The organism is Pseudomonas sp. GW821-FHT09E04 (assembly GCF_059416185.1).
Map to the genome: position 1 here is coordinate 134011 of NZ_JBWKOR010000004.1, position 23605 is coordinate 157615.

Annotated in this window: 19 protein-coding genes; 9 read left to right on the top strand and 10 right to left on the bottom strand. The window is 62.1% G+C overall.

Annotated features, from left to right (window positions below; translation table 11 throughout):
- Window positions 1-9 precede the first annotated feature (9 nt).
- From AC07N4_RS15635 to AC07N4_RS15670, 8 genes are all read right to left on the bottom strand, one after another.
- Window positions 10-1878, bottom strand: coding sequence for a c-type cytochrome (locus tag AC07N4_RS15635; RefSeq protein WP_102619748.1), 1869 nt, complete (start codon window positions 1876-1878; stop codon window positions 10-12).
- Window positions 1879-2017: 139 nt separating this feature from the next.
- Window positions 2018-5470 (bottom strand): GMC family oxidoreductase N-terminal domain-containing protein, encoded by a 3453-nt coding sequence (locus AC07N4_RS15640; protein WP_493065720.1) that lies wholly within the window; start codon window positions 5468-5470, stop codon window positions 2018-2020.
- A 1196-nt stretch (window positions 5471-6666) separates the two neighbouring features.
- Window positions 6667-7437, bottom strand: coding sequence for an electron transfer flavoprotein subunit beta (gene etfB, locus AC07N4_RS15645; RefSeq protein WP_493065719.1), 771 nt, complete (start codon window positions 7435-7437; stop codon window positions 6667-6669).
- A 9-nt stretch (window positions 7438-7446) separates the two neighbouring features.
- On the bottom strand, window positions 7447-8667 hold the full coding sequence (etfA, locus tag AC07N4_RS15650; protein ID WP_493065718.1) for an electron transfer flavoprotein subunit alpha: 1221 nt from the start codon (window positions 8665-8667) through the stop codon (window positions 7447-7449).
- The gene (gene dgcB / locus AC07N4_RS15655; RefSeq protein ID WP_074692124.1) at window positions 8667-10616 is read right to left on the bottom strand and encodes a dimethylglycine demethylation protein DgcB; all 1950 of its coding nucleotides are present in this window, start codon (window positions 10614-10616) and stop codon (window positions 8667-8669) included. The genes etfA and dgcB overlap by 1 nt, the downstream gene beginning before the upstream one ends.
- A 159-nt stretch (window positions 10617-10775) precedes the next feature.
- Window positions 10776-12836, bottom strand: a complete 2061-nt coding sequence (gene dgcA, locus AC07N4_RS15660) for a dimethylglycine demethylation protein DgcA (RefSeq protein ID WP_007959780.1) — start codon at window positions 12834-12836, stop codon at window positions 10776-10778.
- A gap of 15 nt (window positions 12837-12851) precedes the next feature.
- A complete protein-coding gene (locus AC07N4_RS15665) occupies window positions 12852-13382 on the bottom strand; it encodes a DUF5943 domain-containing protein (RefSeq protein WP_007926354.1) in 531 nt (176 codons plus the stop codon).
- Window positions 13383-13457: 75 nt separating this feature from the next.
- Window positions 13458-14435 carry a dipeptidase gene (locus AC07N4_RS15670; protein ID WP_007959776.1) on the bottom strand — a complete coding sequence of 326 codons (978 nt, stop codon included), beginning with the start codon at window positions 14433-14435 and terminating at the stop codon, window positions 13458-13460.
- A 234-nt stretch (window positions 14436-14669) separates the two neighbouring features.
- On the opposite strand from AC07N4_RS15670, the gene AC07N4_RS15675 reads away from it, so the two are divergent.
- Window positions 14670-15071, top strand: a complete 402-nt coding sequence (locus tag AC07N4_RS15675) for a lysozyme inhibitor LprI family protein (RefSeq protein WP_102619806.1) — start codon at window positions 14670-14672, stop codon at window positions 15069-15071.
- Between the two features lie 47 nt (window positions 15072-15118).
- Window positions 15119-15535 carry a DUF3010 family protein gene (locus AC07N4_RS15680; RefSeq protein ID WP_493065717.1) on the top strand — a complete coding sequence of 139 codons (417 nt, stop codon included), beginning with the start codon at window positions 15119-15121 and terminating at the stop codon, window positions 15533-15535.
- Between the two features lies 1 nt (window position 15536).
- Here the strand turns inward: AC07N4_RS15680 and AC07N4_RS15685 are convergent, their stop codons facing one another.
- The gene (locus tag AC07N4_RS15685) at window positions 15537-16481 is read right to left on the bottom strand and encodes a GlxA family transcriptional regulator (protein ID WP_085688589.1); all 945 of its coding nucleotides are present in this window, start codon (window positions 16479-16481) and stop codon (window positions 15537-15539) included.
- Window positions 16482-16673: 192 nt separating this feature from the next.
- Between AC07N4_RS15685 and AC07N4_RS15690 the strand changes: the two genes are divergently transcribed.
- From AC07N4_RS15690 to aac(6'), 7 genes are all read left to right on the top strand, one after another.
- A complete protein-coding gene (locus tag AC07N4_RS15690; protein ID WP_096817760.1) occupies window positions 16674-17618 on the top strand; it encodes a choline ABC transporter substrate-binding protein in 945 nt (314 codons plus the stop codon).
- A 75-nt stretch (window positions 17619-17693) separates the two neighbouring features.
- A complete protein-coding gene (gene cdhC / locus AC07N4_RS15695; protein WP_011336296.1) occupies window positions 17694-18581 on the top strand; it encodes a 3-dehydrocarnitine:acetyl-CoA trimethylamine transferase CdhC in 888 nt (295 codons plus the stop codon).
- A 70-nt stretch (window positions 18582-18651) separates the two neighbouring features.
- Complete coding sequence (locus AC07N4_RS15700; protein ID WP_007959763.1) at window positions 18652-19617, top strand: L-carnitine dehydrogenase; 966 nt, start codon at window positions 18652-18654, stop codon at window positions 19615-19617.
- Between the two features lie 57 nt (window positions 19618-19674).
- Window positions 19675-20151, top strand: coding sequence for a thioesterase family protein (locus AC07N4_RS15705; protein ID WP_085709143.1), 477 nt, complete (start codon window positions 19675-19677; stop codon window positions 20149-20151).
- A gap of 24 nt (window positions 20152-20175) precedes the next feature.
- Window positions 20176-21339 carry a gamma-butyrobetaine dioxygenase gene (locus tag AC07N4_RS15710; protein ID WP_493065716.1) on the top strand — a complete coding sequence of 388 codons (1164 nt, stop codon included), beginning with the start codon at window positions 20176-20178 and terminating at the stop codon, window positions 21337-21339.
- 273 nt (window positions 21340-21612) lie between these two features.
- Window positions 21613-21873, top strand: coding sequence for a hypothetical protein (locus AC07N4_RS15715; RefSeq protein ID WP_096817966.1), 261 nt, complete (start codon window positions 21613-21615; stop codon window positions 21871-21873).
- A 55-nt stretch (window positions 21874-21928) separates the two neighbouring features.
- The gene (gene aac(6'), locus AC07N4_RS15720) at window positions 21929-22375 is read left to right on the top strand and encodes an aminoglycoside 6'-N-acetyltransferase (protein WP_493065715.1); all 447 of its coding nucleotides are present in this window, start codon (window positions 21929-21931) and stop codon (window positions 22373-22375) included.
- On the opposite strand, the gene gbdR is transcribed toward aac(6'), so the two are convergent.
- Window positions 22376-23479 (bottom strand): choline metabolism transcriptional regulator GbdR, encoded by a 1104-nt coding sequence (gbdR, locus tag AC07N4_RS15725; protein WP_065260190.1) that lies wholly within the window; start codon window positions 23477-23479, stop codon window positions 22376-22378.
- Window positions 23480-23605 lie beyond the last annotated feature (126 nt).

Genomic DNA, 23605 nt, shown 5'->3' on the forward strand with positions numbered 1-23605 from the left:
CGTAGGGGTTCACAGGGTTTTCATGAATTCGATCAGCGCGCGCTTGTCGTCGTCCGACAGCGTCGTGCCATACAGGTGACCGGTGTTGTGATTGCCCTCCAGGCGCGTGTCGTACTTGAAGTCCGCCGAGGCTTTGGCCTGCGCGCCGCTGGTCACGAAGCCGACGTTGACCGGGTCGTAGACATCGGAGCCGGTGACGAACACCTGCGGACGTTTTTCCGGCGGTTGCAGCAAATCCCACAGGGTCGGCACCGAACCGTTGTGCAGGTACGGCGCGCGCAGCCAGATGCCGTCGGTGGGCGTGTTGCTGTAGCTCTGGGTCTTGCGGTAGGCGCCAAAGTCGAACGGCGGTTTCTTGAAGGTGTGGAACGCCGCCACCAACCCGACAGTGAACGAGTCCAGCCGATGTGGATCAGTGCCGAGCTGGTCGATGTTGGTGGTGACCTGCCCGGTGTCGACGCGACCGAAGTCGTGGCAACCGGCGCAATTGGTTTCCCAGATCGGTTTGCCCTGGGTGACCTTGGCCTGATCCAGTGCCCACGGCCACGCCGGCGCCTTGTGCCCGAGCAGCCAGTTGGTCACGCGATTGAAACTCGGTGGCAACACCGACTCCGGCGTCGCACCCACCGCCATCGCAGCGGCGTAGTTGCGCTCGTGGATCTTGTTGTTATTGCCGTCCCAGTGCAGGTACATCGATTCTCGGGGTTTCTGGTTCCACACTTGTGGCAGGTCCACGGTGCCGATGGTCGAGTCATCCGGGAAGCCGAACACCACCATTTTCGTCGGGTTGAAGGTGTCGGTACGCCCCGGCCCCTGTGGCGGCCGCAGCTTCTGCCAGGCATAGGCCTGCTTCTGTTTGAGCAGCGCGGTCTTGGCCATCGGGATGATCAGGTAACGGTTGTAGATGCGCTCGAAAAAGCCGAGCTGGAACTTGCTGTTGATCGCCGCCATCACCGCGTCGGTGGTGAATTTCGGGTCGCTGGCGCAATCATAGGCGAACCACTGGAAGGCTTGCAGTTGCAGGGTGTTGGCCGGTGCGCTCGGCACATTGACCGCGACATCACTGGCATTCGCCCGGTAGGAGCCGGTGTGGCACAGCGCGCAGTTCGGCTCTACGGTCGGGTAGCCGATCTGCCGCTTGGCCATGCCGATCGGCAGGTCCTTGCCGTTTTCGAACAAGAAACCGAAAACTTCCCAGCCGCCAGGTTTCGGCATTTTTTCCGGGCACATCTGCGGCAGTACGGAGAACAGGTAATACGGGATCCGCGCTTCGATGCCCAGGCCAATGGCCGCGTATTTGTAGTGATCTTCGTCGGAGGCATATTCCTGCTCCGGCACCACGCGCAGCATCTGATACCAGGTCTCGTAGCCGATGAACCCCAGCAACGCGACCACGACCAGCGTGCCGACCTTGAACGCGTGGCTCTGCCAATGCCGCGCCCACGCCGCCCGCCATTCGCGCCAGCCGTCACAGAGCAGGGCAAGGGGGCGGTTTTCCGGGGTGGTGCCGAGGTACAGCAGGATGCCGAGGATCAGGAAAAAGCTCAGGTCACCCATCAGCATCGGCACGAACACCGAGCCCTGGCTGCTGGTGTTGATCAGGTAGATCCAGAACGCCACAGCGATCAGCCGCGTCAGCACACACAACCAGGAATGCACCACATAGCGCGGCGCGTTGAAGCCCGACGGCATGTAGAACACGCTGATGCCCACCAGCAGCATCCCGGCGTTTTCCAGCCACGGGTCAGAGAGTTGCGGCGGCAGGCCGACCACCGATGTCAGCAACCCCGGCGCGAACAGCGCCGGGATCGCGAACACCATGTTCATCGCAATGCCGAGCCAGATGAAACGTTGAAACCAGCGGATGTAGCTGTCCATATCAGTTCCCCAGATCGTTCCCACGCTCCGCGTGGGAATGCCGCCATGGACGCTCTGCGTCCGCTCTTGGGACGCAGAGCGTCCCGGGATGCATTCCCACGCAGACGGTTCGACGCCTCGACGTGGGAACGATCGGGTGCTATCCGAGGGCCGTTTTCTCCAGGTGTTCAAGGATGATCGGGTACACATCGACCACCGCGTTCTTGCCGAACATGCAATCGATATGGCCATAGCCCGGCACCACATGCCGGCTATAACGCTCCGGCCCATGCTTCTCGCAAACCCGCTGGTAAGTCTTGAGCGTGCTTTCCGGCAGATAACACTGGTTTTCCGCGCCGCTGATGAAACAGATCGGCATGGTCAACCGGTCGAAGTGCGGCATGTACACATCGTTGCCCTTGAAATCCACCAGATGCCCTTTGCGCACGATCAGTGCCAGGTGCTCGAAGGTCTCGATGTTCGACTCGCCGAACAGTTCGTGCAGGTTGTCATGCAGGGTTTCGTTGAGAGTGTCGTGGCGGTACAGCGAGGCGTACATGAAGGTGATGCGGTGGCACACCGGGTTGGTGCAATAACCCTGTGCTTCGATCCGCGCGTAGCCGTTGAGGGCCTTGTCGTAGAGTTTGTTGAACCAGTTCTCCTTGCTGTCGGCGTAGGCCGTCATCGACTTCACGCCAATCGCATCGAGCATGCCCGGCAGGTGCAGACCAGCCTTCAAGCCCGTTGCGGTCGCGACCACCGTGTCGGCGGCAATCTGTGAGCAGACCACCGAACGCACGCCCTGCAAACCGGCGAGCAACGACATGAAGAACGTCGTCGCGCCGTAGCAATGCACCACGCATTGCACGTCCTTCGCGCCGGTCTGCTGCTGGATCTGCCCGATGGCGGCCTTGAAGTCGTACTGGGCGATCTGATCGCCGTTCCATTCCTTCTTGCTGGCCGGCAGCAGGATGCTCACCCGGAAATCCAGCAGCCACACGTCGTAGTCGTGCTTGCACAGAAACTCCAGCAGGTTGGTCTGGATGGTGTCGGTGGAAAAGATATTCGAGCCCACACCCAAGCCATGCACCAGCATCACCGGGCCTTTGCTGCCGGCCTGATAGCGGCTCAGGCGCAGCTCCACGCCATCCTCGGTGGGGAAGAAATGCACAGCCGGCGTCGGCGCATCCAGCGGCCGCTTCAAGCGTGGCGGTGCATCAGGGTTGAAGTATTTGTCACCGGCGAACACCCCGCCGTAACTCTCCCAGAGAATCCCGGCGAAGAACTTGCCGAACCGCGCCAGCCCTTCGATGCGCTCACGCTCGTTGCGCGCATTGAGGACTTTCATGGTGGTCATCTGCTTGGCGAAATCGGCCGGATGGATGTGCATCACACCCGAACTGATCACCTCGCCCGACTTGTCCGGTCCACGGTAGAGCGTCACGTAAAGGGTGCTGGTGTCATGCCAGATGTTGAGCACGCCGTTGTCTTCCGGTACGGTCTTGAATGCGCTGAAGAAATAGTCGCTGCCATCCTCGGCGGTCAGCTTCATGTCGTATTTCATGTGGCGCGTGTCGACCTGCTGCTCGAATTGCTCGAACAGGTTGAACACGCCGTTGCTGGCGGTCAGCGGCTCTGGCGACAGCGCCGGGGCGATCACCGTACCGACGATGGTCGCGGCGTGTTCCGGCTCCTTGATCATCCGGTTGAGGTCGTTGGCAGTGATGGTCAGGGTGAAGTCGATCGGCGAGTTGTCTGCCTCGCCACGTTTGGCCGCCGCCTCATAAACCTTGAGGTCGGTGCTTTGCGCGGCGGTGAAGGCCCGGGAGAAATAGCCTTTCATAGTCTCGGTGAACTGCACGCCAAGGGTCGGCGGCGCGGTCTGTTTGCGCGGTGCCGACGGCAGCGTGTAGTCGATGTGCCACCCACGATCGGCGGCCAGCAGGCCCATGTTGCGCTCGCTGACGGCGGAGATTGTCAGCAGCGGGTTGACCGCCAGTGACGTCGGAATCACCGCGCCGTCGGTCACGTACAGGTTGGCGTAGACATCGGTGCCACTGGCGCCACTGAACACCTGCCCCTTGTGGTTGACCACGCCTTGCCCGGCGTCCTTGCCCATCACGCAACCGCCCAGCGGATGCACCGAGACGATGCTGTGCTTGAGCAGTTTGGTCCAGATCGGGTTCTCGACCCAGATCCCACCCAGCGCCTGGGTGCTCTGGTGCAGGCGTTCGTTGCCGATCTTGAAGTTTTCCTGTTCGCCGACGCCCGGCCAGTCGATGCGCAACTGATCCTTGCTGTCGAGGACCATACGGCCCTGGCCGCTGTCGTGGCTCATGATCAGGTACGTCTGCATGTTGTGCAGCGCGCCGTAGTACGGGCCGCGCAGGAAGCTTTCGGCCTCGCGCTCCTTGTACTTCACTTTGCCGCTGAAACTGTCGTCGGTGGGCTTGCCGATCAGCTCGGCAAACCCGGCCATCGCCGGCACCATCGGCCGACCGAGCGCGCCAGGGATCGAACCTTCCTCAATGACCATGCGGCTGCGCCAGTCGCCTTCGGTGCGCATGTCGATGATCGAGGTAATGCACGGGCCGACCGGTTTCATTTCCTTGGCCGGGTGCGTGCCGAAACCGATGCCGTTGATGGTTTGTTCGCAATTGTGGCCGAAGCCGAGGATGTCACCGTTGCCGCTCATGTTCTCGCCGAGCTGCCCGGACATCACCAGGCCCTTGTCCCGCGAGCGCAGCAGAATCTCGGTGGAACCGAGGGTGCCGGCGGACACCACGACAATGTCGGCTTTCACGAACAGGGTTGGTGCGTCGAATTTCTCGCGACCGCTGTCCAGATACTGGAAGTGCACGATCCAGCCATCGCCGTCACGCTCCAGATGCCGCACCTGGGCCTGGCAGATGATCTCGGCGCCATGGTTGCAGGCGTCCGGCAGGTAGTTCATCAGCGTGGTGTTCTTGGCCTTGTTGTTACAGCCCGAAACGCAGTCGCCGCAGTGGTTGCACGGCAGTTGCTCGACGCCGACGTGGTTGAGGTTGTTCGGCAGTTTGTCGAAGGTCACGTTGATCGGCGGCTTGTAGAAGTGCGCGCCTTGCTTGAGGAAATCCGCGGATTTTTTGTTGGCGTCGAGCTTGGGCAAATTCGGCGCGGTATTCGGGTAAGGATTGGGTTTGAGCATTTCCCGGGCGCGGGCATAACCGTCCTTGAGCAGGGTGTCGCGGTGTTCGCGCACCTCCTGCGGCCAGCGCGGGTCGTCAAAGACGCCGGGCTCGGGCTCCAGCGAGACGTTGGCATTGATCAGCGACGTGCCACCCAGGCCGCAGCCGACCACTACGTTCTGCTGCGCGTTGACGTGCAGATCGAACAACCCGGTGCGCGAGCCGATGTGGCCGTCCGGGTCATTCACCTGCAATTCTTCGGTCGCAGCGATCATGGTGTTGGGGTATTCGCCGGGCTGGATTTCCCGACCGCGTTCCAGCAGACACACCTTTTTGCCGGCCCGGGACAGGCGCGAAGCGGCAATGCCGCCGCCATACCCGGAACCAATGACGATCACGTCGTAGTGTTCCTTGATGTCGCTGATGGGCGTTGCGATCCGTGTCATGAGGTGGTTCCTCTCTCAGGCAGATGGGGCAACTCTGCGGTTGCCTGCAATCAATGGGCGAACGGGCACCTGGCCTCCGGTTTCGGCGGCAGTACAGCGATGTGGGCAATATCGACTCGCTAGAGACGGGCGTGCTGATTGGCGGCACGACGCAAGGTGCGCTTGCGCGGCAGCGGGGCCGGTAAGGCGCGGAGCATGCGGGGATTGAGGGGTGAGCGATGTGGCTGGGTATCCATCACGCGTTCTCCCTGAACCAGATGTGGATAAGTGACGGCGGTCCTTGTGCCATTGGAGTGAAGACAGCGGCTGGAATGAAGTCAAGGCAGCGCTTTAGAACTGTATGAAATCTGATCAATTACCGTTTGGACTATAGCCGGCGGGGCTCGCAGGGTTTGGCGAACAAGTTATCCACATAGCCACCCACAGCAAATGGGGACAACTGTGGATGACCCGGAAAAATATCGACGGTTTTGTGAAGAAAAACCGTGACTTATCCAGAAGCAGGGTTTTCAGCAACGATTGAGTGTTTTTTGATCACAAGCCTGCAAGGCACGGATTGCGTGGCTTGCAAAGGATGGCGAACACCTTATCCACAGAAGCGCCAACAGACTTCGGGGGTAACTTGGCGGGATCTGTGGAAAAGCGCTGGAGGCCTTGATAAATCGAGGTTTACGCGAGGTCTTGCGAGTCAAAAGGCTGAATTGATCGTTTTTCGATCAACTCTTCGCAAGCCACGTTTTATATGGCTTACAGCGGATAGCGAACATCTTATCCACAGAAGCGCCAACAGAGATTGGGGGCAACTTGGGGAGTGATCCTGAGGAAAAAGCTCGAAAAAACCGCGAGTTAGGCTGGTTGTTTTTTGATCTTAAGGCTGGAGGGCTTGGTTGGCGTGGGGTTCAGGGATGGGCGAACACGTTATCCACAGATCCGCCAACAGGGATTGTGGGTAAACAGCCCTCCCTCACCCCAGCCCTCTCCCGGAGGGAGAGGGAGCCTACGGTGGTGATCTCGCGAGGTACATCGACCTGGACGCTCATCGCGACCTTAGTTTTTCTTAAATCAAGGCGAGAGAGTGATTGAGGCTTGGCGAACCAAGGTCACCGTCGGAGTCGCAGGTCGACGTAAATGGCCGGCCCAACTCGGTCAGTCCCCTCTCCCTCTGGGAGAGGGCTAGGGTGAGGGGCTTTGGCTCTTCAGCGGACAACACCTTCTTCAATCAGCAGTTTGAGGATCGCTTCGGCACCTGCCTCGGCAGTCATGCCCTTAAGCACCTGCCCCCCGCCACCACTGGCCTTCGCCGTCGCCGCCTTCATCCGGTCCGCCCCGCTCTTGGCCTTGATCACTTTCAACCGTTTCGGCCGTGGCTTGGCCGGTTGCAGGGTCGACACCGCAAGCAATTCGTCGTCCACCACTTCCACGTCTTTTGCCTGGAGAACCCCACGTCGCGCCGGGCCGTAAGCACTCTGCCGAGGCTTGGGCGCGGCGTTATCCACAGTCGCGAGAAACGGCAGGCGCACTTTCAACCGGCGCCGCTGCCCACGGGGCAACGCCTGCAGCACCAGCGCCGAGCCGTCGTTGATCGACTCGACCTGCGCCAATCCAACCACCAGCGGCCAGCCCAGCCCTTCGGCCAGCAGGAACGGCAGCATCCCCGAGCCTTCGCCGGTTTCCGCCTGGCTGCCGGTCAGCACGACCTGGGCACCGGCGTCACGCAAATAGTCGGTCAACGCCGGCAGCGCGTCGGCGCCGGCCGGTTGTTCCAGCACATGCATCTGTGTAAGGCCCATGCCCAGATAAGCGCGCAGCGCAGGTTCGCCAATGTCCCCGGCATGCAGCACTTGCAGGTTATCCCCAGCCAGTTGCAGACCAAGCTCCACCGCGCGGGCGTCCTGTTCGGCGCGGCGCGGGCGGCCCGAGGTCGGGTGGGCGCCGATTGAAACCAGACTGATGATCTTTGTGCTCATAACCGTTCCTTAAGCCGCATCGCGCTTGGCTTCGTTGCGGTAAGCCTCTACCGCCGCGATCAAGGCCTGAAGAATTTCCGCGCTTTCGCCGATCACCGACAGGTCGGCACGCTTGATCATGTCGCAGCCCGGATCGAGGTTGATCGCCACCACCTTGTCGCAGGCGCCGATGCCTTGCAGGTGCTGGATCGCCCCGGAAATCCCCACGGCCACGTAAACCCGCGCCGTGACCCAGGTGCCGGACGCGCCGACCTGGCGGTCGCGGGCCATGAATCCGTCGTCCACTGCCACCCGCGAGGCGCCTTCGGTGGCGCCCAGTGCGGCGGCGGTCCTGTGGAAAAGATCCCAGTCCTTGACGCCGTTACCGCCGGAGAAAATGAACTCGGCTTCGGCCATCGGGATCGCCGACGGGTCCACCGCCACCGCGCCCAGATCTTCGATCCGCGACAGGCTGCGCGCGGCAGGTGTGGATAACTCCACCGGCAGCGCTTCGTGACGGGTTTCGCTGACCGGCTCGGCGCATTCGGCGGACGCCAGAATCAAGCGCGCCACTGGGCGGGCAAGATCCTGCAACCCCGCACCGGCGCGGCCGATGCACTCCTGATCCTTGACCTGCCACACCCGTGTCGCCGGGCGCTCGCCCAGTGCAGCAGCAAAGCGCCGACCGAGTTCGCCGCCACCGCTGCGGCTGTCCGGCAGCAGCCAGTGACGCGGGTTGAACTGGTTATCCACAGCGCGCAGGCCCTGGATTCGTTGCTCCGGTGCATAACCGCTGAACTCTTCGCCTTCCAGCACCAGCAAGCGGTCAACGCCCGCCGTGGCGAAAGCGTTTTCCTTGTGCTCTCCGAATACCACCGCCAGCACCGCGCCGTCGCTGCCGGCCAGTTGATGCGCCAGGCCAAGCAGGTCGCGGTCGTGACTGCTCAGGCGGCCGCCGACCATGTCCGGCACCACGCTGATGTAGAACGCCGGGGCCGGCACCTGATGCAGCGGCAATTGCACTTCGACCGCTGCCGAGCGTTTGACCGCCCCGCCCTGCTGGGCGCCGCTGCGGTCGATGCGCTTGATGCCGTTCGGCCCGATGAAGCCGATGCCGTGCAGGTTCTTGCGGATGATCCCGTTGGGCCCCATCCAGCTGTGTTGTGCCGGTTGCATGGCCGCGTGCAGCGGATGCAGACGGTTGCGTGCGATCCATTCGGCGCGGGGGTCGCGGCGGATAATGTCGCTCATCAGTGGGCCTCCGCAGGTTCACGTTTGGCCGGGGTGGCAGGCTTGTTCGGCGCGGCGTCTTCGAGCAGCGCGTCGGCTACCAGTTCGGCGATGTCCTTGATCAGCGGACGCGGTTCGACCACGCCTTCGAGCATCGCCGTGCACTGTGGACAACCCACCGCCACCAACTCGGCACCGGTCTCGCGGATGTCTTCCATGCGCATGTCGGGGATCCGCTGCTTGCCCGGAATGTCAGTGATCGGCGCCCCGCCACCACCGCCGCAGCAGCGCGAACGGAAGCCGGAACGTTGCATCTCCTTGATCTCGATGCCGAGCGCACGCAGCACTTCGCGCGGCGCCTCGTACTCGCCGTTGTAGCGGCCGAGGTAGCACGGATCGTGGTAAGTCACGCTGTTGCCTTTGTGCTGACCGAGGTTCAGCGCGCCGGCCTGGATGATTTCCGCCAGATAAGTGCTGTGGTGCTGCACGAGGTAGTTGCCATCGAACGCGCCGTACTCATTTTTCAGCACGTGGAAGCTGTGCGGATCGCAGGTGACGATGCGGTTGAAGCTGTACTTGGCCAGGGTCTGGATATTGCGTTTGGCGAGCAACTGGAAGGTCGCTTCATCACCAAGACGTCGGGCAACGTCGCCGCTGTCGCGCTCTTCAAGACCCAGCACCGCGAAGTCGACCTTGGCCGCTTTCAGCACTTTGACGAAGGCGCGCAAGGTGCGCTGGTTGCGCATGTCGAAGGCGCCGTCACCGACCCAGAACAGCACGTCGGTGGACTTCTTCTCGCTGAGCAGATTGAGGTTCAGGTCCGCCGCCCAGTTCATCCGCCCGCCCGGGGCGAAACCGCCCGGATTGTCGGTGGCGATCAGGTTTTCCAGGACTTCGGCGCCCTTGTTCGGGGTCGCGCCTTTTTCCAGGGTCAGGTGACGACGCATGTCGACGATGGCATCGACGTGCTCGATCATCATCGGGCATTCCTCGACGCAGGCGCGGCACGTGGTGCACGACCACAGGGTTTCGGCATCGACCAGGCCGTTGACGATCGGTTGATGCGGATTGCCGCTGTGTTCGCCCACTGGTTTGCCCGGATAAGGGCTGCCGGCGAACTTGGCATCGGTGCCGCCGGCGAGGCCGACGACCATGTCCTGAATCAGCTTTTTCGGGTTCAACGGCTGGCCGGCGGCGAACGCCGGGCACGCGGCTTCGCACTTGCCGCACTGCACGCAGGCGTCGAAACCGAGCAACTGGTTCCAGGTGAAATCCTTGGGTTTTTCCACGCCCAGCGGTGCGGTCGGATCATTCAGGTCCAGCGGTTTCAAACCGGTGGAACGGCCGCCGCCAAAACGTTCGGCGCGACGGTGCCAGGCCAGGTGCAACGCACCGGCGAAGGCGTGTTTCATCGGGCCGCCCCAGGTCATGCCGAAGAACAGTTCCGACACGCCCCACAACACACCGATCCCGAGAATCGCTGCCAGCACCCAGCCACCAAAGTTTTCCGGCAGGATCCCGGCCACCGGCAAGGTCACCAGGAAGAACGACGCCGAGAACGCCAGCAGGCTTTTCGGCAGGCGCATCCACGGGCCTTTCGACAGCCGCGACGGCGGGTTGAGCCGACGCCGATAAACGAAGATCGCCCCGACGAACATCACCGCCGTCATCAGCAGCAACGCGTAGCCAAGAATGCGGTTATGCAGGCCGAAACCGTGCACCAGAATCGCCAGCACGATCGACGCCACCGCACCGCCCGCCGTGGCGACGTGGGTGTTGGCGATGTATTTGTCCCGCGCCACCACGTGGTGCAGATCGACCATGTAACGCTTGGGCATGGCAAACAGGCCGCCGATCAGATCGACCTTCGAGGCCCGGCCCCGGCGCCACATGGCCACCCGCCGCAACGCACCCAGCACCGCAAGGGCCAGGGCTGCGAACAACAGGATTGGAAGAAGGGTGTTCAACATGGTGAAGCTCCCACCAGTACAGCCTGGAGAAACACGTGACGATCGTTCCCACGCTCCGCGTGGGAATGCCTCAATGGACGCTCTGCGTCCGCTTTGGGACGCGGAGCGTCCCGGGCTGCATTCCCACGCAGAGCGTGGGAACGATCAGGCCTAGAGCGTTTAGAAGTCTTTGCACAACCGCAGGGCGTCATAGATCGCAGCGTGGGTATTACGCTGCGCCACGCAGTCACCGATGCGGAACAGCAGATAACCGTCGCCGTTGCTGCTCAACGAAGGTTGCGGCTGGATCGCGAACAGCGCCTCGACATCGATCTGGCCCTTGTTGCGCGAGCCGTCCTTGAGGGCGTAGTAGATTTCTTCATCCGGGCGCACGCCGTTCTCGACGACCACCTGATCCACCACCCGCTCCTCTTTGGCGCCGGTGTATTCGTTCTCCAGCACCGCGACCAGCTTGTCGCCTTCGCGGTAGACCTTCTCCAGCATCATGTCGCCGGTCATGATCACTTCTTTCGGGTACATGCTGCGGTAGTAGGTCGGGAACGACGTACCGCCGATGGCCACGCCCGGCTTGATGTCGTCGGTGACGATCTCGACCTGGCTGCCCTTGTCAGCGAGGAAGTCGGCGACCGACATCCCGGTGAACTCGCAAATGGTGTCGTAGACCAACACGTTCTTGCCCGGCGCGACCTTGCCGTCGAGTACGTCCCAGCTGCTGACGACCAGCCCTTCGGCGGCGCCCCAGTGCTCGTTCTGCTCCAGGTACGGATGCCCGCCGACGGCCAGCACCACGATGTCCGGACGCAGGTCCATGATGGTGTCGGCATCGGCGGCAGTGCCCAGACGCAGGTCGACTTTCAGCCGCGCCAGTTCCAGCTGGAACCAGCGGGTGATGCCGGCGATCTGGTCACGCTGCGGCGCTTTCGAGGCAGTGGTGATCTGCCCGCCGATGAATTCCTTCTTCTCGAACAGGGTCACGTCGTGGCCACGTTCGGCCGCCACACGGGCTGCTTCCATCCCCGCCGGGCCCGCACCGACGATCACCACCTTGCGTTTCGGCCCGGTGGATTTCTCGATGATGTGCGGCACGCCCATGTATTCACGGGAGGTCGCGGCGTTCTGGATGCACAGCACGTCCAGACCTTGGTACTGACGGTCGATGCAATAGTTGGCGCCGACGCACTGTTTGATCTGGTCGATCTGGCCCATCTTGATCTTGGCGATCAGGTGCGGGTCGGCGATGTGGGCGCGGGTCATGCCGACCATGTCGACGTAACCGCCCTCCAGAATCCGCGTGGCCTGGTTCGGGTCCTTGATGTTCTGCGCGTGCAGCACCGGAACCTTGACCACTTCCTTGATCCCGGCCGCCAGGTGCAGGAACGGCTCCGGTGGATAACTCATGTTCGGAATCACGTTGGCCAGGGTGTTGTGGGTGTCGCACCCCGAGCCGACGACGCCGATGAAATCGAGCATGCCGGTGTCGTCGTAATACTTGGCGATCTGCTTCATGTCTTCGTGGGACAGACCGTCCGGGTGGAACTCGTCACCGCAGATACGCATGCCGACGCAGAAATCGTCACCGACTTCGGCGCGCACGGCTTTCAGGACTTCCAGACCGAACTTCATCCGGCCCTCGAAAGTGCCGCCCCATTCGTCGGTACGCTTGTTGACGCGAGGGCTCCAGAACTGGTCGATCATGTGCTGGTGCACGGCCGACAGTTCGACGCCGTCCAGACCACCGGCCTTGGCACGGCGCGCGGCTTGCGCGTAGTTGCCGATCACCCGCCAGATCTCTTCCGGCTCAATCGTTTTGCAAGTGGCACGGTGCACCGGTTCACGGATGCCCGACGGCGACATCAGGGTCGGCCAGTGGAAACCGTCCCAACGGGAGCGACGGCCCATGTGGGTAATCTGGATCATGATCTTGGCGCCATGCTTGTGCATGGCATCGGCGAGATTCTGGAAGTGCGGGATGATCCGGTCGGTGGACAGGTTCACCGAACTCCACCATTGCTGCGGGCTGTCGATCGCCACCACGGACGAACCGCCACAGATCGCCAGGCCGATGCCGCCCTTGGCTTTCTCTTCGTAATACTTGACGTACCGTTCGGTGGTCATGCCGCCGTCGGTCGCGTAGACCTCGGCGTGCGCGGTGCTGAGCACGCGGTTGCGGATGGTCAGTTTGCCGATCTGGATCGGCTGGAACATTGCTTCGAAAGCCATGGCGGGTTCCTCGACTTACAACGGCTTGACGGTGAACAGGCCGTCGTCGTGGCCTTCTTCGGAGCCACCGTAGACTTGCTCGGCCACGGTGCGGATCTTGCTGCCGCGAGCGGCGAGGATCTGATCCATCGCGCCGGCAAACCAGCCGGTGAACATGTAGTCGACCTTGCGCCCGACCTTGCCGTAGACGTAGACGAACGCGGAGTGTTCGAGCTTGACGCTGGCGGTGCCTTTGTCGAGGTCGATGTCCTGGATCTTGAACAGGCCCCAGCCGCGCTGCGACAGGCGCTTCATGTAGTGCTCGAACACCGCGACGCCTTCCAGGCCGTGGCATTCGGCTTCTTTTTCACACCAGTGCCAGGCGGATTTGTAGCCGGCCTTGTAGAGGATTTCGGCATAGGCGTCGGCGCCCAGCACTTCCTCGATGCCCATGTGGTTGTTGACGAAGAAGTGGCGCGGCACGTACAGCATCGGCAGGGCGTCGGAGGTCCAGACACCGGTCTCGCTGTCGACTTCGATTGGCAATTGCGGGGCGATCTTGGCCATGGAAACTTAACTCCAGAAAAATTTGGGTGTTGCCCCCGGCGCGGACGGCCGGGGGAAAGTATTCAGAGAAGCGGCTTACTCGCCCCAGACGTCCTTGAGGACGTTGACCCAGTTCTCGCCCATGATCTTGCGTACGACGCGCTCGGAGTGGCCGCGTTTGAGCAGGGTTTCGGTCAGGTTCGGGAACTCGCCGACGGTGCGGATGCCCAGCGGGTTGATGATCTTGCCGAAATTGGTCAGACGGCGGGCGTAGCCCTTGTCGTGGGTCAGGTATTCGAAGAAGTCCTGACCGTGACCCTGGGTGAAGTCGGTGCCGATGCCGATGGCGTCTTCGCCCACGATGTTCATGGTGTATTCGATGGCTTCGGCGTAATCGTCGATGGTCGAATCGATGCCCTTGGCCAGGAACGGCGCGAACATGGTCACGCCGACGAAACCGCCGTGGTCGGCAATGAACTTCAGTTCTTCATCGGACTTGTTGCGCGGGTGCTCCTTGAGCCCCGACGGCAGGCAGTGGGAATAGCAGACCGGTTTTTTCGATTCGAGGATGACTTCCTCGGAAGTCTTGGAGCCAACGTGGGACAGGTCGCACATGACGCCGACGCGGTTCATCTCGGCGACGATTTCGCGACCGAAGCCCGACAGGCCGCCGTCACGTTCGTAGCAACCGGTGCCCACCAGGTTCTGGGTGTTGTAGCACATCTGCACAATGCCGACGCCGAGCTGCTTGAACACCTCGACATAGCCGATCTGGTCTTCGAACGCATGGGCGTTCTGGAAGCCGAAGAGGATGCCGGTCTTGCCCTGCTCCTTGGCCTTGCGGATGTCGGCGGTGGTGCGGACGGGGATCACCAGATCGCTGTTTTCGCGAATCAGTTTCTGGCTGGCAGCGATGTTGTTGACCGTGGCCTGAAAGCCCTCCCACACCGACACGGTGCAGTTGGCCGCCGTCAGACCGCCCTTGCGCATGTCTTCGAACAGCTCGCGGTTCCATTTGGCAATGATCAGACCGTCGATAACGATGCTGTCGGCGTGTAATTCGGCTGGGCTCATCAGGCGTCCCCTTATTGGCGATTCATGCGCCGAATCGTCTGCCGGCGCTTTGGGGCCAGCATATGCCTCGGTGCGCGACCAGCCGGGTGCAAAAACGACAGGGGAATTGCCGAAAGCGTCAATCCGCGACAAAGGGTCGCCAACCGGTCCGACCAGCCACCTGTTCAAGCCCGCAAGCTTGAGCCAGAATCTGCCGCATCTCGGAAACACCACTGGATTAGAGCGGCGACATCAATGAAATCGATCTTCCTGGCCCTGGCACTGATTGCGACCGGCGTACACGCCGCCGAAGAGTCCGACAACAACCCGTGCGACGCGGTGGAAAACGACGTCCAGACCCTGGAATGCTCGACCTACAGCCGCACCACCGCCGAAGACCTGCTCCAGGACAACTTCAAAAGCCTGAACGAGCGCATGCAATCGACCTACGGCAAGAACCCTGCGCAACTGGCCGACATCACCGCCAAACTCAAGACCGCCCAGCAACAATGGCTGAAAACCCGCGATGCTGATTGCGCCGTCGAAGCCTTTCCGGCGACGGACGGCAGCAAGGCATTCAAGATTGCGCAGAATGATTGCGTGGCGCGGATGAGTGACGAGCGGTCGGAGTTTTTGGAGTCGATAGGTCAGGAGTGAGGACTTGAGCTGTAAGCTGCACCTCTCCAGCCAATCAAGGGATTCACATGAACATCTGCGGTATCGAAATCAAAGGCAGTGAAGCGATCATCGCCGTGGCCTCCCTCGACGGCTCGGCGCTGAGCCATGTTGCGTTGAGCACCAAGAAAATCGCGCTGGACGATGACGACGAGGCGGCCAACGTCAAAGTGTTCGCTGCGCAGGTGGCGTCGTTCGTGCGGGAAAACGCCATTGATCGCATCGCGATCAAGAAGCGCAGCAAGAAGGGCGAGTTTGCCGGTGGGCCGACCACGTTCAAGATCGAGGGCGTTTTTCAGTTGCTCGATGGTTGCGAGGTGACGCTGCTGTCGCCGCAGACGATCAATGCCCAGGCCAAGAAGCACAACATTGAGCTACCGGGGTCGCTGAACAAGTACCAGCATGAAGCCTATAAAGCGGCCTGCTCCGCTTTGCTGAAAAAGTAACTCAAGCCTGAGCGGTACGCCGATCCTCGCGCGGACACCGGGCAAACTTGGCCCGGTAGCTGCGGGTGAAATACGACGGTGATTCAAACCCGCAGGCGATGCTCACTTCCAGCACGCTCATGTCGGTCTGGCGCAACAGCTGCCGGGCTTTCTCCAGCCGCAAACGCAGGTAGAAGTTGCTCGGGGTGTCGTTCAGGTGCAGGCGAAACAGGCGCTCCAGTTGCCGCCGCGTCACCTTGATCGATTCCGCCAGTTCCAGGGTGGTCAGCGGCGGTTCGCTGTGCTGTTCCATTTCGCCAATCACATGAACCAGCTTCTTGTTGCTGATGCCGTAACGCGTGGCGACTTCCATGCGCTGGTGGTCCTTGCGCGGACGAATCCTTCCCAATACAAACTGCTCGCTGACCTGGATCGCCAGTTGCGGGCCGTGGGCCTGGGCGATCAGGTCGAGCATCAGGTCGATGGATGCGGTGCCGCCAGCGGACGTGATGCGCCGACGGTCGATCTCGAACAGCTCCTGGGTGACGCTGAGCTGTGGATAAGATTCCTTGAAGGCATCGATGGCCTCCCAGTGCAGGGTCAGGCGATGGCCATCGAGCAGGCCGGCCTCGGCGAGGACGAAGCTGCCAGTGTCGATGGCGCCGAGGGTCACGCCTTCGTTGTCCAGGCGTCGCAGCCAGTGCTCCAGCGCCGGGGTAGCGAACTTCAGTGGTTCGAAGCCGGCGACCACCAGCAGCGTCGCACCTTTCTTCAACGGTTCCAGCGCCGCATCGGCGTTGACCGACATCCCGTTGCTCGCCAGCACCGCCCCGCCATCGGCGCTCAAGACGTGCCAGCGGTACAGCTCGCCGCGAAAGCGGTTGGCCACCCGCAGCGGTTCGATCGCAGAGATGAAACCGATGGCGGAAAAACCCGGCATCAACAGAAAGTAGAAATCCTGGGACATGGCGCGCACTCGGTCAGCGGGTAGCGTGCAACGTTGATACGCCAGTTGTCGGCGGCATTCAAGAGCACAGGTCGCTGCAGTGCAAGAGCTGGTCGCCGCAGTGCGTTTTCATCGGTGCATTGCTGCGTAATTTGGCATCACCGGCACGACAGATGCCGGGACCCACAATAACGACCTGCCGAGGAACCCGACATGAAACGACTGATCAGCAGCTGTGTTCTCGCACTCAGCGGTACCGCGTTTTTAAGCGCCAGTGTCATGGCGGCCGAACCTGCCGCGTGCCAGAACGTGCGCATGGGCGTCGTGAACTGGACCGACGTGATCGCCACCAGCGCCATGACCCAGGTTCTGCTCGACGGCCTCGGCTACAGCACCAAACAAACCAGCGCCTCCCAGCAAATCATCTTCGCCGGGATCCGCGACCAGCGTCTGGACCTGTTCCTCGGCTACTGGAACCCGTTGATGACCCAGACCATCACCCCGTTCGTCGACGCCAATCAGGTCAAAGTCCTCCAGGCCCCGAGCCTCAAGGATGCCCGCGCCACCCTCGCCGTACCGACCTATCTGGCGGACAAGGGTCTGAAAACCTTCGCCGATATCGCCAAGTTCGAGAAAGAACTGGGCGGCAAGATCTACGGCATCGAGCCAGGCTCGGGCGCCAACACCCAGATCAAGGCGATGATCGCCAAGAACCAGTTCGGCCTCGGCAAATTCCAGCTCGTGGAATCGAGCGAGGCCGGCATGCTTGCCGCCGTCGATCGCGCCGTGCGCCGCAAGGAAGCCGTGGTGTTCTTCGGCTGGGCGCCACACCCGATGAACGTCAATGTGAAGATGACTTATCTGACCGGAAGCGACGACGCCCTCGGCCCGAACGAAGGCATGGCCACCGTGTGGACCGTCACCGCGCCGAAATACGCCGAACAATGCCCGAACGTCGGTCGCCTGCTGAGCAACCTGACGTTCACCGCCGAAGACGAGAGCCGGATGATGCAGCCGCTGCTCGATCACAAGGACGCTTTCGAATCGGCCAAACAATGGCTCAAGGATCACCCGCAGGACAAACAGCGCTGGCTCGAAGGCGTCACCACCTTCGATGGCAAACCGGCGGCTGAAAACCTCCAGCTCACCAGTAAATAAACCGCAACGAACGAACCACTTCGCAGCCCGCGACGGGCTGCGAACAGACCCATCACGCCTGAAGGAAAACGCACCATGAACCACGACGTCATCATCACCTGCGCACTCACCGGTGCTGGCGACACGACCGCCAAGAGCCCTCACGTGCCGGTCACTCCGAAACAGATCGCCGCAGCCGCTGTGGAAGCGGCCAAGGCCGGTGCCACCGTCGTGCATTGCCATGTCCGCGACCCGCAGACCGGCAAGTTCAGCCGTGACGTGGCGCTGTACCGCGAAGTCATGGAGCGCATCCGCGAAGCCGACGTCGACATCATCGTCAACCTCACCGCCGGCATGGGCGGCGACCTGGAAATCGGCCCGGGCGAGAACCCGATGGAGTTCGGCCCGAACACCGATCTGGTCGGCCCGCTGACCCGTCTGGCCCACGTCGAGGAGCTGCTGCCGGAAATCTGCACCCTGGATTGCGGCACCCTGAACTTCGGCGACGGCGACACCATTTACGTCTCCACCCCGGCGCAACTGCGCGCCGGCGCCAAGCGCATCACCGAGCTGGGCGTGAAGGCGGAGCTTGAGATTTTCGACACCGGTCACCTGTGGTTCGCCAAACAGATGATCAAGGAAGGCCTGCTCGACAACCCGCTGTTCCAGCTGTGCCTGGGCATCCCGTGGGGGGCGCCGGCCGACACCACCACCATGAAAGCCATGGTCGACAACCTGCCCGCCGACGCGGTGTGGGCCGGCTTCGGCATCGGCCGGATGCAAATGCCGATGGCGGCGCAAGCGGTGCTGCTCGGCGGCAACGTGCGGGTCGGTCTGGAAGACAACCTGTGGCTGGACAAAGGCGTACTGGCGACCAACGGCCAACTGGTCGAACGCGCCAGCGAAATCCTCAGCCGTCTCGGCGCCCGCGTACTGACCCCGGCGGAAGGTCGCAAGAAAATGGGCCTGACCCAGCGCGGCTGAAATCACCCTTTCCCCCGGTGGGCGGGCCATTGGCGCCCACCGTTTTTTTGCCTCATTCCAGGAAGTGACCATGAGCTTTATCACCGAAATCAAAACCTTCGCAGCACTGGGCAGCGGCGTCATCGGCAGCGGCTGGGTCGCCCGCGCCCTCGCCCATGGCCTCGACGTGGTGGCCTGGGACCCGGCGCCGGGTGCCGAAGCGGCGCTGCGCAAGCGCGTGGCCAACGCCTGGGGCGCGCTGGAGAAAAACGGCCTGGCGCCGGGCGCTTCGCAGGATCGCCTGCGCTTTGTGGCGACCATTGAAGAGTGCGTGCGCGACGCGGATTTCATCCAGGAAAGCGCCCCGGAACGCCTCGAACTGAAACTGGAACTGCACAGCAAGATCAGCGCGGCGGCCAAGCCCAATGCCCTGATCGGCTCCAGCACCTCGGGCCTGTTGCCGAGCGAGTTCTACGAGAGCTCGACCCACCCGGAACGTTGCGTGGTCGGTCACCCGTTTAACCCGGTTTACCTGCTGCCGCTGGTTGAAGTGGTCGGCGGCAAGAACACCGCGCCGGAAGCGGTTCAAGCGGCGATGAAAGTCTACGAATCCCTCGGCATGCGCCCGCTGCATGTGCGCAAGGAAGTGCCGGGGTTCATCGCCGACCGCCTGCTCGAAGCGCTGTGGCGCGAGGCGCTGCACCTGGTCAACGACGGTGTGGCGACCACCGGTGAAATCGATGATGCGATCCGCTTTGGCGCCGGTCTGCGCTGGTCGTTCATGGGTACGTTTTTGACTTACACCCTGGCCGGGGGCGATGCCGGCATGCGTCACTTCATGTCGCAGTTCGGCCCGGCGTTGCAGTTGCCGTGGACCTATCTGCCGGCGCCGGAACTGACGGACAAGTTGATCGACGACGTGGTGGATGGCACCAGCGATCAACTGGGGCGACACAGTATTTCGGCGCTGGAGCGCTATCGTGATGATTGCCTGCTGGCGGTGCTTGAGGCGGTGAAGACCACCAAAGAGAAGCACGGGATGAGTTTCAGCGAGTGATGTGTTGATTGATCGTACCCACGCAAAGCGTGGGTACGAACGTGCCTGGAGATAAGTATGCCCACCCTCACCACCTACCAAACCAGAATCATCCCCGACTGGGTCGATTACAACGGCCACCTGCGCGACGCCTTCTATCTGCTGATCTTCAGCTACGCCACCGACGCCCTGATGGACCGCCTCGGTATGGACAGCAACAACCGCGAGGCCAGCGGTAACTCGCTGTTCACCCTCGAACTGCACCTCAACTATCTGCACGAAGTGAAGCTCGATGCCGAGGTCGAAGTGCGCACACAGATCATCGGTCACGACCAGAAACGCCTGCACCTCTATCACAGCCTGCACCTGGCCGGCGGTGACAAGGAACTGGCCGGCAACGAACAGATGCTGCTGCACGTCGACCTCGCCGGGCCGCGTTCGGCTCCGTTTACCCCGGACACCCTGAGCCGCCTGCAAGCCATCGTCGCCGAGCAGGCCGACCTGCCCGCCCCGGCTTACATCGGCCGGGTCATCGCATTGCCGCCAGCCCGGTAAATCCATCCAACGCAAGGAGCCGCCATGCAAACTGCCGCCGCAGTTGCCGATTTCCGTACTTATCCGTTGATCAGCGCGCTGAACGGCGTGCAGAACCTGGCGGATCGCGTCCTGATCGAATGGGCCGACGGGCGAGTCAGCCCGTTCCACCATGTGTGGCTGCGGGACAACTGCCCGTGTCCGCAGTGCGTCTACAGCGTTACCCGCGAGCAAGTGTTCGAGATCGTCGATGCGGCGCAGGATCTGTCGCCCTCCGCCGCGCACATCGACACCGATGGCTGCCTGCGTATCGACTGGCAGGACTGCCACCTCAGCCGCTTCGATGCGGGTTGGTTGCGGGCCCACGCCTATGACGACGAGACCCGCGCCGAACGCCTGGCCGCCAAACCGAAAGCCTTTCTGTGGCGCAGCGACTTGCAGTTGCCGGTGTTCGACTATTCAGCCCTGATGAACGACAACGCCGCGCTGCTGCAATGGTTGCTGGCCGTGCGTGACATCGGTCTGACCCAGGTGCGCGGCGTGCCCACCGAACCCGGTTCGCTGAAGCTGATCGCCCAGCGCATTTCGTTCATCCGCGAGAGCAATTTCGGCGTGCTGTTCAACGTGCAATCCAAGGCCGATGCCGACAGCAATGCCTACACCGCTTTCAACCTGCCGTTGCACACCGACCTGCCGACTCGCGAGCTGCAACCGGGGCTGCAATTTCTGCATTGTCTGGTGAACGACGCCGAGGGTGGCGAGAGTATTTTTGTCGACGGTTTTGCGATTGCCGAAGCCTTGCGTCAGGAAGATCCCGCGTCGTTCAAGGCGCTGTGCGAGATCCCGGTGGAGTTTCGCAACAAGGACCGCCACAGCGACTATCGCTGCCTCGCCCCGATCATCGCCCTGGATGCTTTGGGCCGGGTTGCGGAAATCCGCATGGCCAACTTTCTGCGCGGCGCGTTCGACACCTCAGTCGAGCAAATGCCCCTGCTGTATCGCGCGTATCGACGCTTCATCGCCATGACCCGCGAACCGCGCTTCAGGCTGATGCAGAGACTCAATCCGGGCGAGTTGTGGTGCTTCGACAACCGCCGCACCCTGCATGCGCGCAACGCCTTCGACCCGACCACCGGGGCCCGGCATTTCCAGGGCTGCTACATCGATCGGGATGAGTTGTTGTCACGGATTCTGGTGTTGCAGCGCTAGACCGCGTCATCGTTATTCGCAGGCAAAAAAAGCCCCGATGCAAGCCGTGACAGGATCGGGGCGAGGGTACTGTTGAGGAGCTGCCGTGCCGAGGGTGACCAAACCTTCGTGAAGCGAGCTGGGTTCAGTGTGCCCACTCCCCGATACGGCAAGTTAGCCGAAAACGACATGCTCATAGCCAATGTGGACACTGCGACAAATCGCCCTTGCCGTGCCTGGGCAGGCCTACCAGAATCGAGCCACGACCTCCGTTGCCGAAGAAGGATTCGCGTCATGATGTATGCCGATTTGATCGATCAGGAAGACCTGTTGGGCCAACTCAAGTCGTTGGGATTCGAAGTACCGTCGGGCTCGTCTGCGCAGCAGGCCTGTGAGTGCGCCGTGCGGGGCCTGGACGATGTGCGGGCCAATACGTTGCGCACCATGGTCAAGCAGATGTACACCAGCAGCGCGAGTATTCAGCCGACCGTGCGTGAGGCCATCGACAAGCAGTTGCTGCCGGCCCTGGCGCAGTACCAGCAGACCCGCGCCTGACATCCCGGGCGTTTGCTAGAGTGGTGGCCTTGATGACCACCACGAGCGAACGCCGATGTTCCTTATCCAGACCGGCCAGTCCAGCGAACAACCGGGCTGGCTGCCCCTGCGCCAGGCCCTCTGGCCCGATGCTTCGGAACACGAACATCGCGATGAAATCGAGCAGCAACTGAAAGCGCCGCAGCGCTATATCAGCTTCGTCGCCTACGACACGCAGCACCATCCGGTCGGCCTCGCCGAAGCCTCATTGCGCACCGATTACGTCAACGGCACCGACAGCTCGCCGGTGGTGTATCTGGAAGGCATCTACGTGGTGCCAGAACAGCACCGCCATGGCGTGGCCGCCCGGTTGATCGAGCACGTTGCGCAGTGGGGACGGGAAAACGGCTGCGTGGAAATGGCTTCCGATACCGGCGTCGACAACCTGACCAGTCAAGCGACACACAAGGCGCTCGGCTTCGAGGAAACCGAGCGCGTCGTGTACTTCAAACGCGCGCTCTGATCAGAGGCGCACGCTGGCAAAGGTCGATTCGTTGCGCGCCTGGCTCAGCGCCGACATCGGCCCGGACAGCGGCGACATCACAATGGCCTGCGGCAGCGGCAGCATCGCCACCTGCTGGGTGGTGTTGGAACCGACGCGCTCGTCACGCGGCGGAATGCCGAAGTATTCGCGGTAGCACTTGGAGAAGTGCGGCGTCGACACGAAACCGCAGACCGACGCCACTTCGATGATCGACATCGGCGTCTGCTTGAGCAATTGCCGGGCACGGATCAGGCGCAGCTTGAGGTAGTAGCGCGACGGCGAGCAGTGCAGGTATTTCTGGAACAGGCGCTCGAGCTGGCGACGGGACACGGCGACGTACACCGCCAGTTCATCGAGGTCGATCGGCTCTTCCAGGTTGGCTTCCATCAGCGCGACGATTTCCTGCAGTTTCGGCTGGTTGGTGCCGAGCATGTGCTTGAGCGGCACGCGCTGGTGATCCTGCTCGTTACGGATGCGCTCGTAGACGAACATCTCGGAGATCGCGGCGGACAGTTCACGGCCGTGATCGCGGCTGATCAGGTGCAGCATCATGTCCAGCGGCGCGGTGCCGCCGGAGCTGGTGAAACGGTTGCGGTCGAGGGTGAACAGACGGGTGCTCATCGCAACGCGCGGGAAAGCTTCCTGCATCGCCGCCAGACATTCCCAGTGCACGCTGCAATCGAAGCCGTCGAGCAGGCCGGCGCAGGCCAGGGCCCAACTGCCGGTGCACACGGCACCGAGGCGACGGGACTGGCGCGCCTGGCTTTGCAGCCACGAGACGTGTTCACGGGTAACAGTGCGTTGAATGCCGATCCCGCCGCACACGATGATGGTGTCGAGGGCCGGGGCTTTGTGCATGGAGGCGTCGGGAGTGATCTGCAGACCGTCACTGGCCCAGACCTGGCCACCGTCGACGGTGAGGGTGGTCCAGCGATACAGCTCGCGACCGGACAGCTGGTTGGCCATGCGCAGCGGTTCGACTGCAGAAGCCAGGGAAATCAGCGTGAAATTGTCCAGCAGCAGAAAGCCGATGGATTGAGGCGCACGGTTCTGGGGTTGAGCCCCGGAGTTGAACGACGTCATCGCGGTATCTCCTCACACAAAGCGGGTGATGGCCTCAGGCGGAGGCTCTTGTTATTGCCATCGTTCTCTTGCGTGAGACGGGGCTTTGTTATGACAGAGCAATTGCCATGCCTGAAATTGAATGTG

What these genes read in the sequence shown, in the direction of transcription:
- AC07N4_RS15635 (WP_102619748.1), bottom strand. Translation starts at nt 1,878, where the DNA reads ATGGACAGCTACATCCGCTGGTTTCAACGTTTCATCTGGCTCGGCATT.
- AC07N4_RS15640 (WP_493065720.1), bottom strand. Translation starts at nt 5,470, where the DNA reads ATGACACGGATCGCAACGCCCATCAGCGACATCAAGGAACACTACGAC.
- etfB (WP_493065719.1), bottom strand. Translation starts at nt 7,437, where the DNA reads ATGAGCACAAAGATCATCAGTCTGGTTTCAATCGGCGCCCACCCGACC.
- etfA (WP_493065718.1), bottom strand. Translation starts at nt 8,667, where the DNA reads ATGAGCGACATTATCCGCCGCGACCCCCGCGCCGAATGGATCGCACGC.
- dgcB (WP_074692124.1), bottom strand. Translation starts at nt 10,616, where the DNA reads ATGTTGAACACCCTTCTTCCAATCCTGTTGTTCGCAGCCCTGGCCCTT.
- dgcA (WP_007959780.1), bottom strand. Translation starts at nt 12,836, where the DNA reads ATGGCTTTCGAAGCAATGTTCCAGCCGATCCAGATCGGCAAACTGACC.
- AC07N4_RS15665 (WP_007926354.1), bottom strand. Translation starts at nt 13,382, where the DNA reads ATGGCCAAGATCGCCCCGCAATTGCCAATCGAAGTCGACAGCGAGACC.
- AC07N4_RS15670 (WP_007959776.1), bottom strand. Translation starts at nt 14,435, where the DNA reads ATGAGCCCAGCCGAATTACACGCCGACAGCATCGTTATCGACGGTCTG.
- AC07N4_RS15675 (WP_102619806.1), top strand. Translation starts at nt 14,670, where the DNA reads ATGAAATCGATCTTCCTGGCCCTGGCACTGATTGCGACCGGCGTACAC.
- AC07N4_RS15680 (WP_493065717.1), top strand. Translation starts at nt 15,119, where the DNA reads ATGAACATCTGCGGTATCGAAATCAAAGGCAGTGAAGCGATCATCGCC.
- AC07N4_RS15685 (WP_085688589.1), bottom strand. Translation starts at nt 16,481, where the DNA reads ATGTCCCAGGATTTCTACTTTCTGTTGATGCCGGGTTTTTCCGCCATC.
- AC07N4_RS15690 (WP_096817760.1), top strand. Translation starts at nt 16,674, where the DNA reads ATGAAACGACTGATCAGCAGCTGTGTTCTCGCACTCAGCGGTACCGCG.
- cdhC (WP_011336296.1), top strand. Translation starts at nt 17,694, where the DNA reads ATGAACCACGACGTCATCATCACCTGCGCACTCACCGGTGCTGGCGAC.
- AC07N4_RS15700 (WP_007959763.1), top strand. Translation starts at nt 18,652, where the DNA reads ATGAGCTTTATCACCGAAATCAAAACCTTCGCAGCACTGGGCAGCGGC.
- AC07N4_RS15705 (WP_085709143.1), top strand. Translation starts at nt 19,675, where the DNA reads ATGCCCACCCTCACCACCTACCAAACCAGAATCATCCCCGACTGGGTC.
- AC07N4_RS15710 (WP_493065716.1), top strand. Translation starts at nt 20,176, where the DNA reads ATGCAAACTGCCGCCGCAGTTGCCGATTTCCGTACTTATCCGTTGATC.
- AC07N4_RS15715 (WP_096817966.1), top strand. Translation starts at nt 21,613, where the DNA reads ATGATGTATGCCGATTTGATCGATCAGGAAGACCTGTTGGGCCAACTC.
- gbdR (WP_065260190.1), bottom strand. Translation starts at nt 23,479, where the DNA reads ATGACGTCGTTCAACTCCGGGGCTCAACCCCAGAACCGTGCGCCTCAA.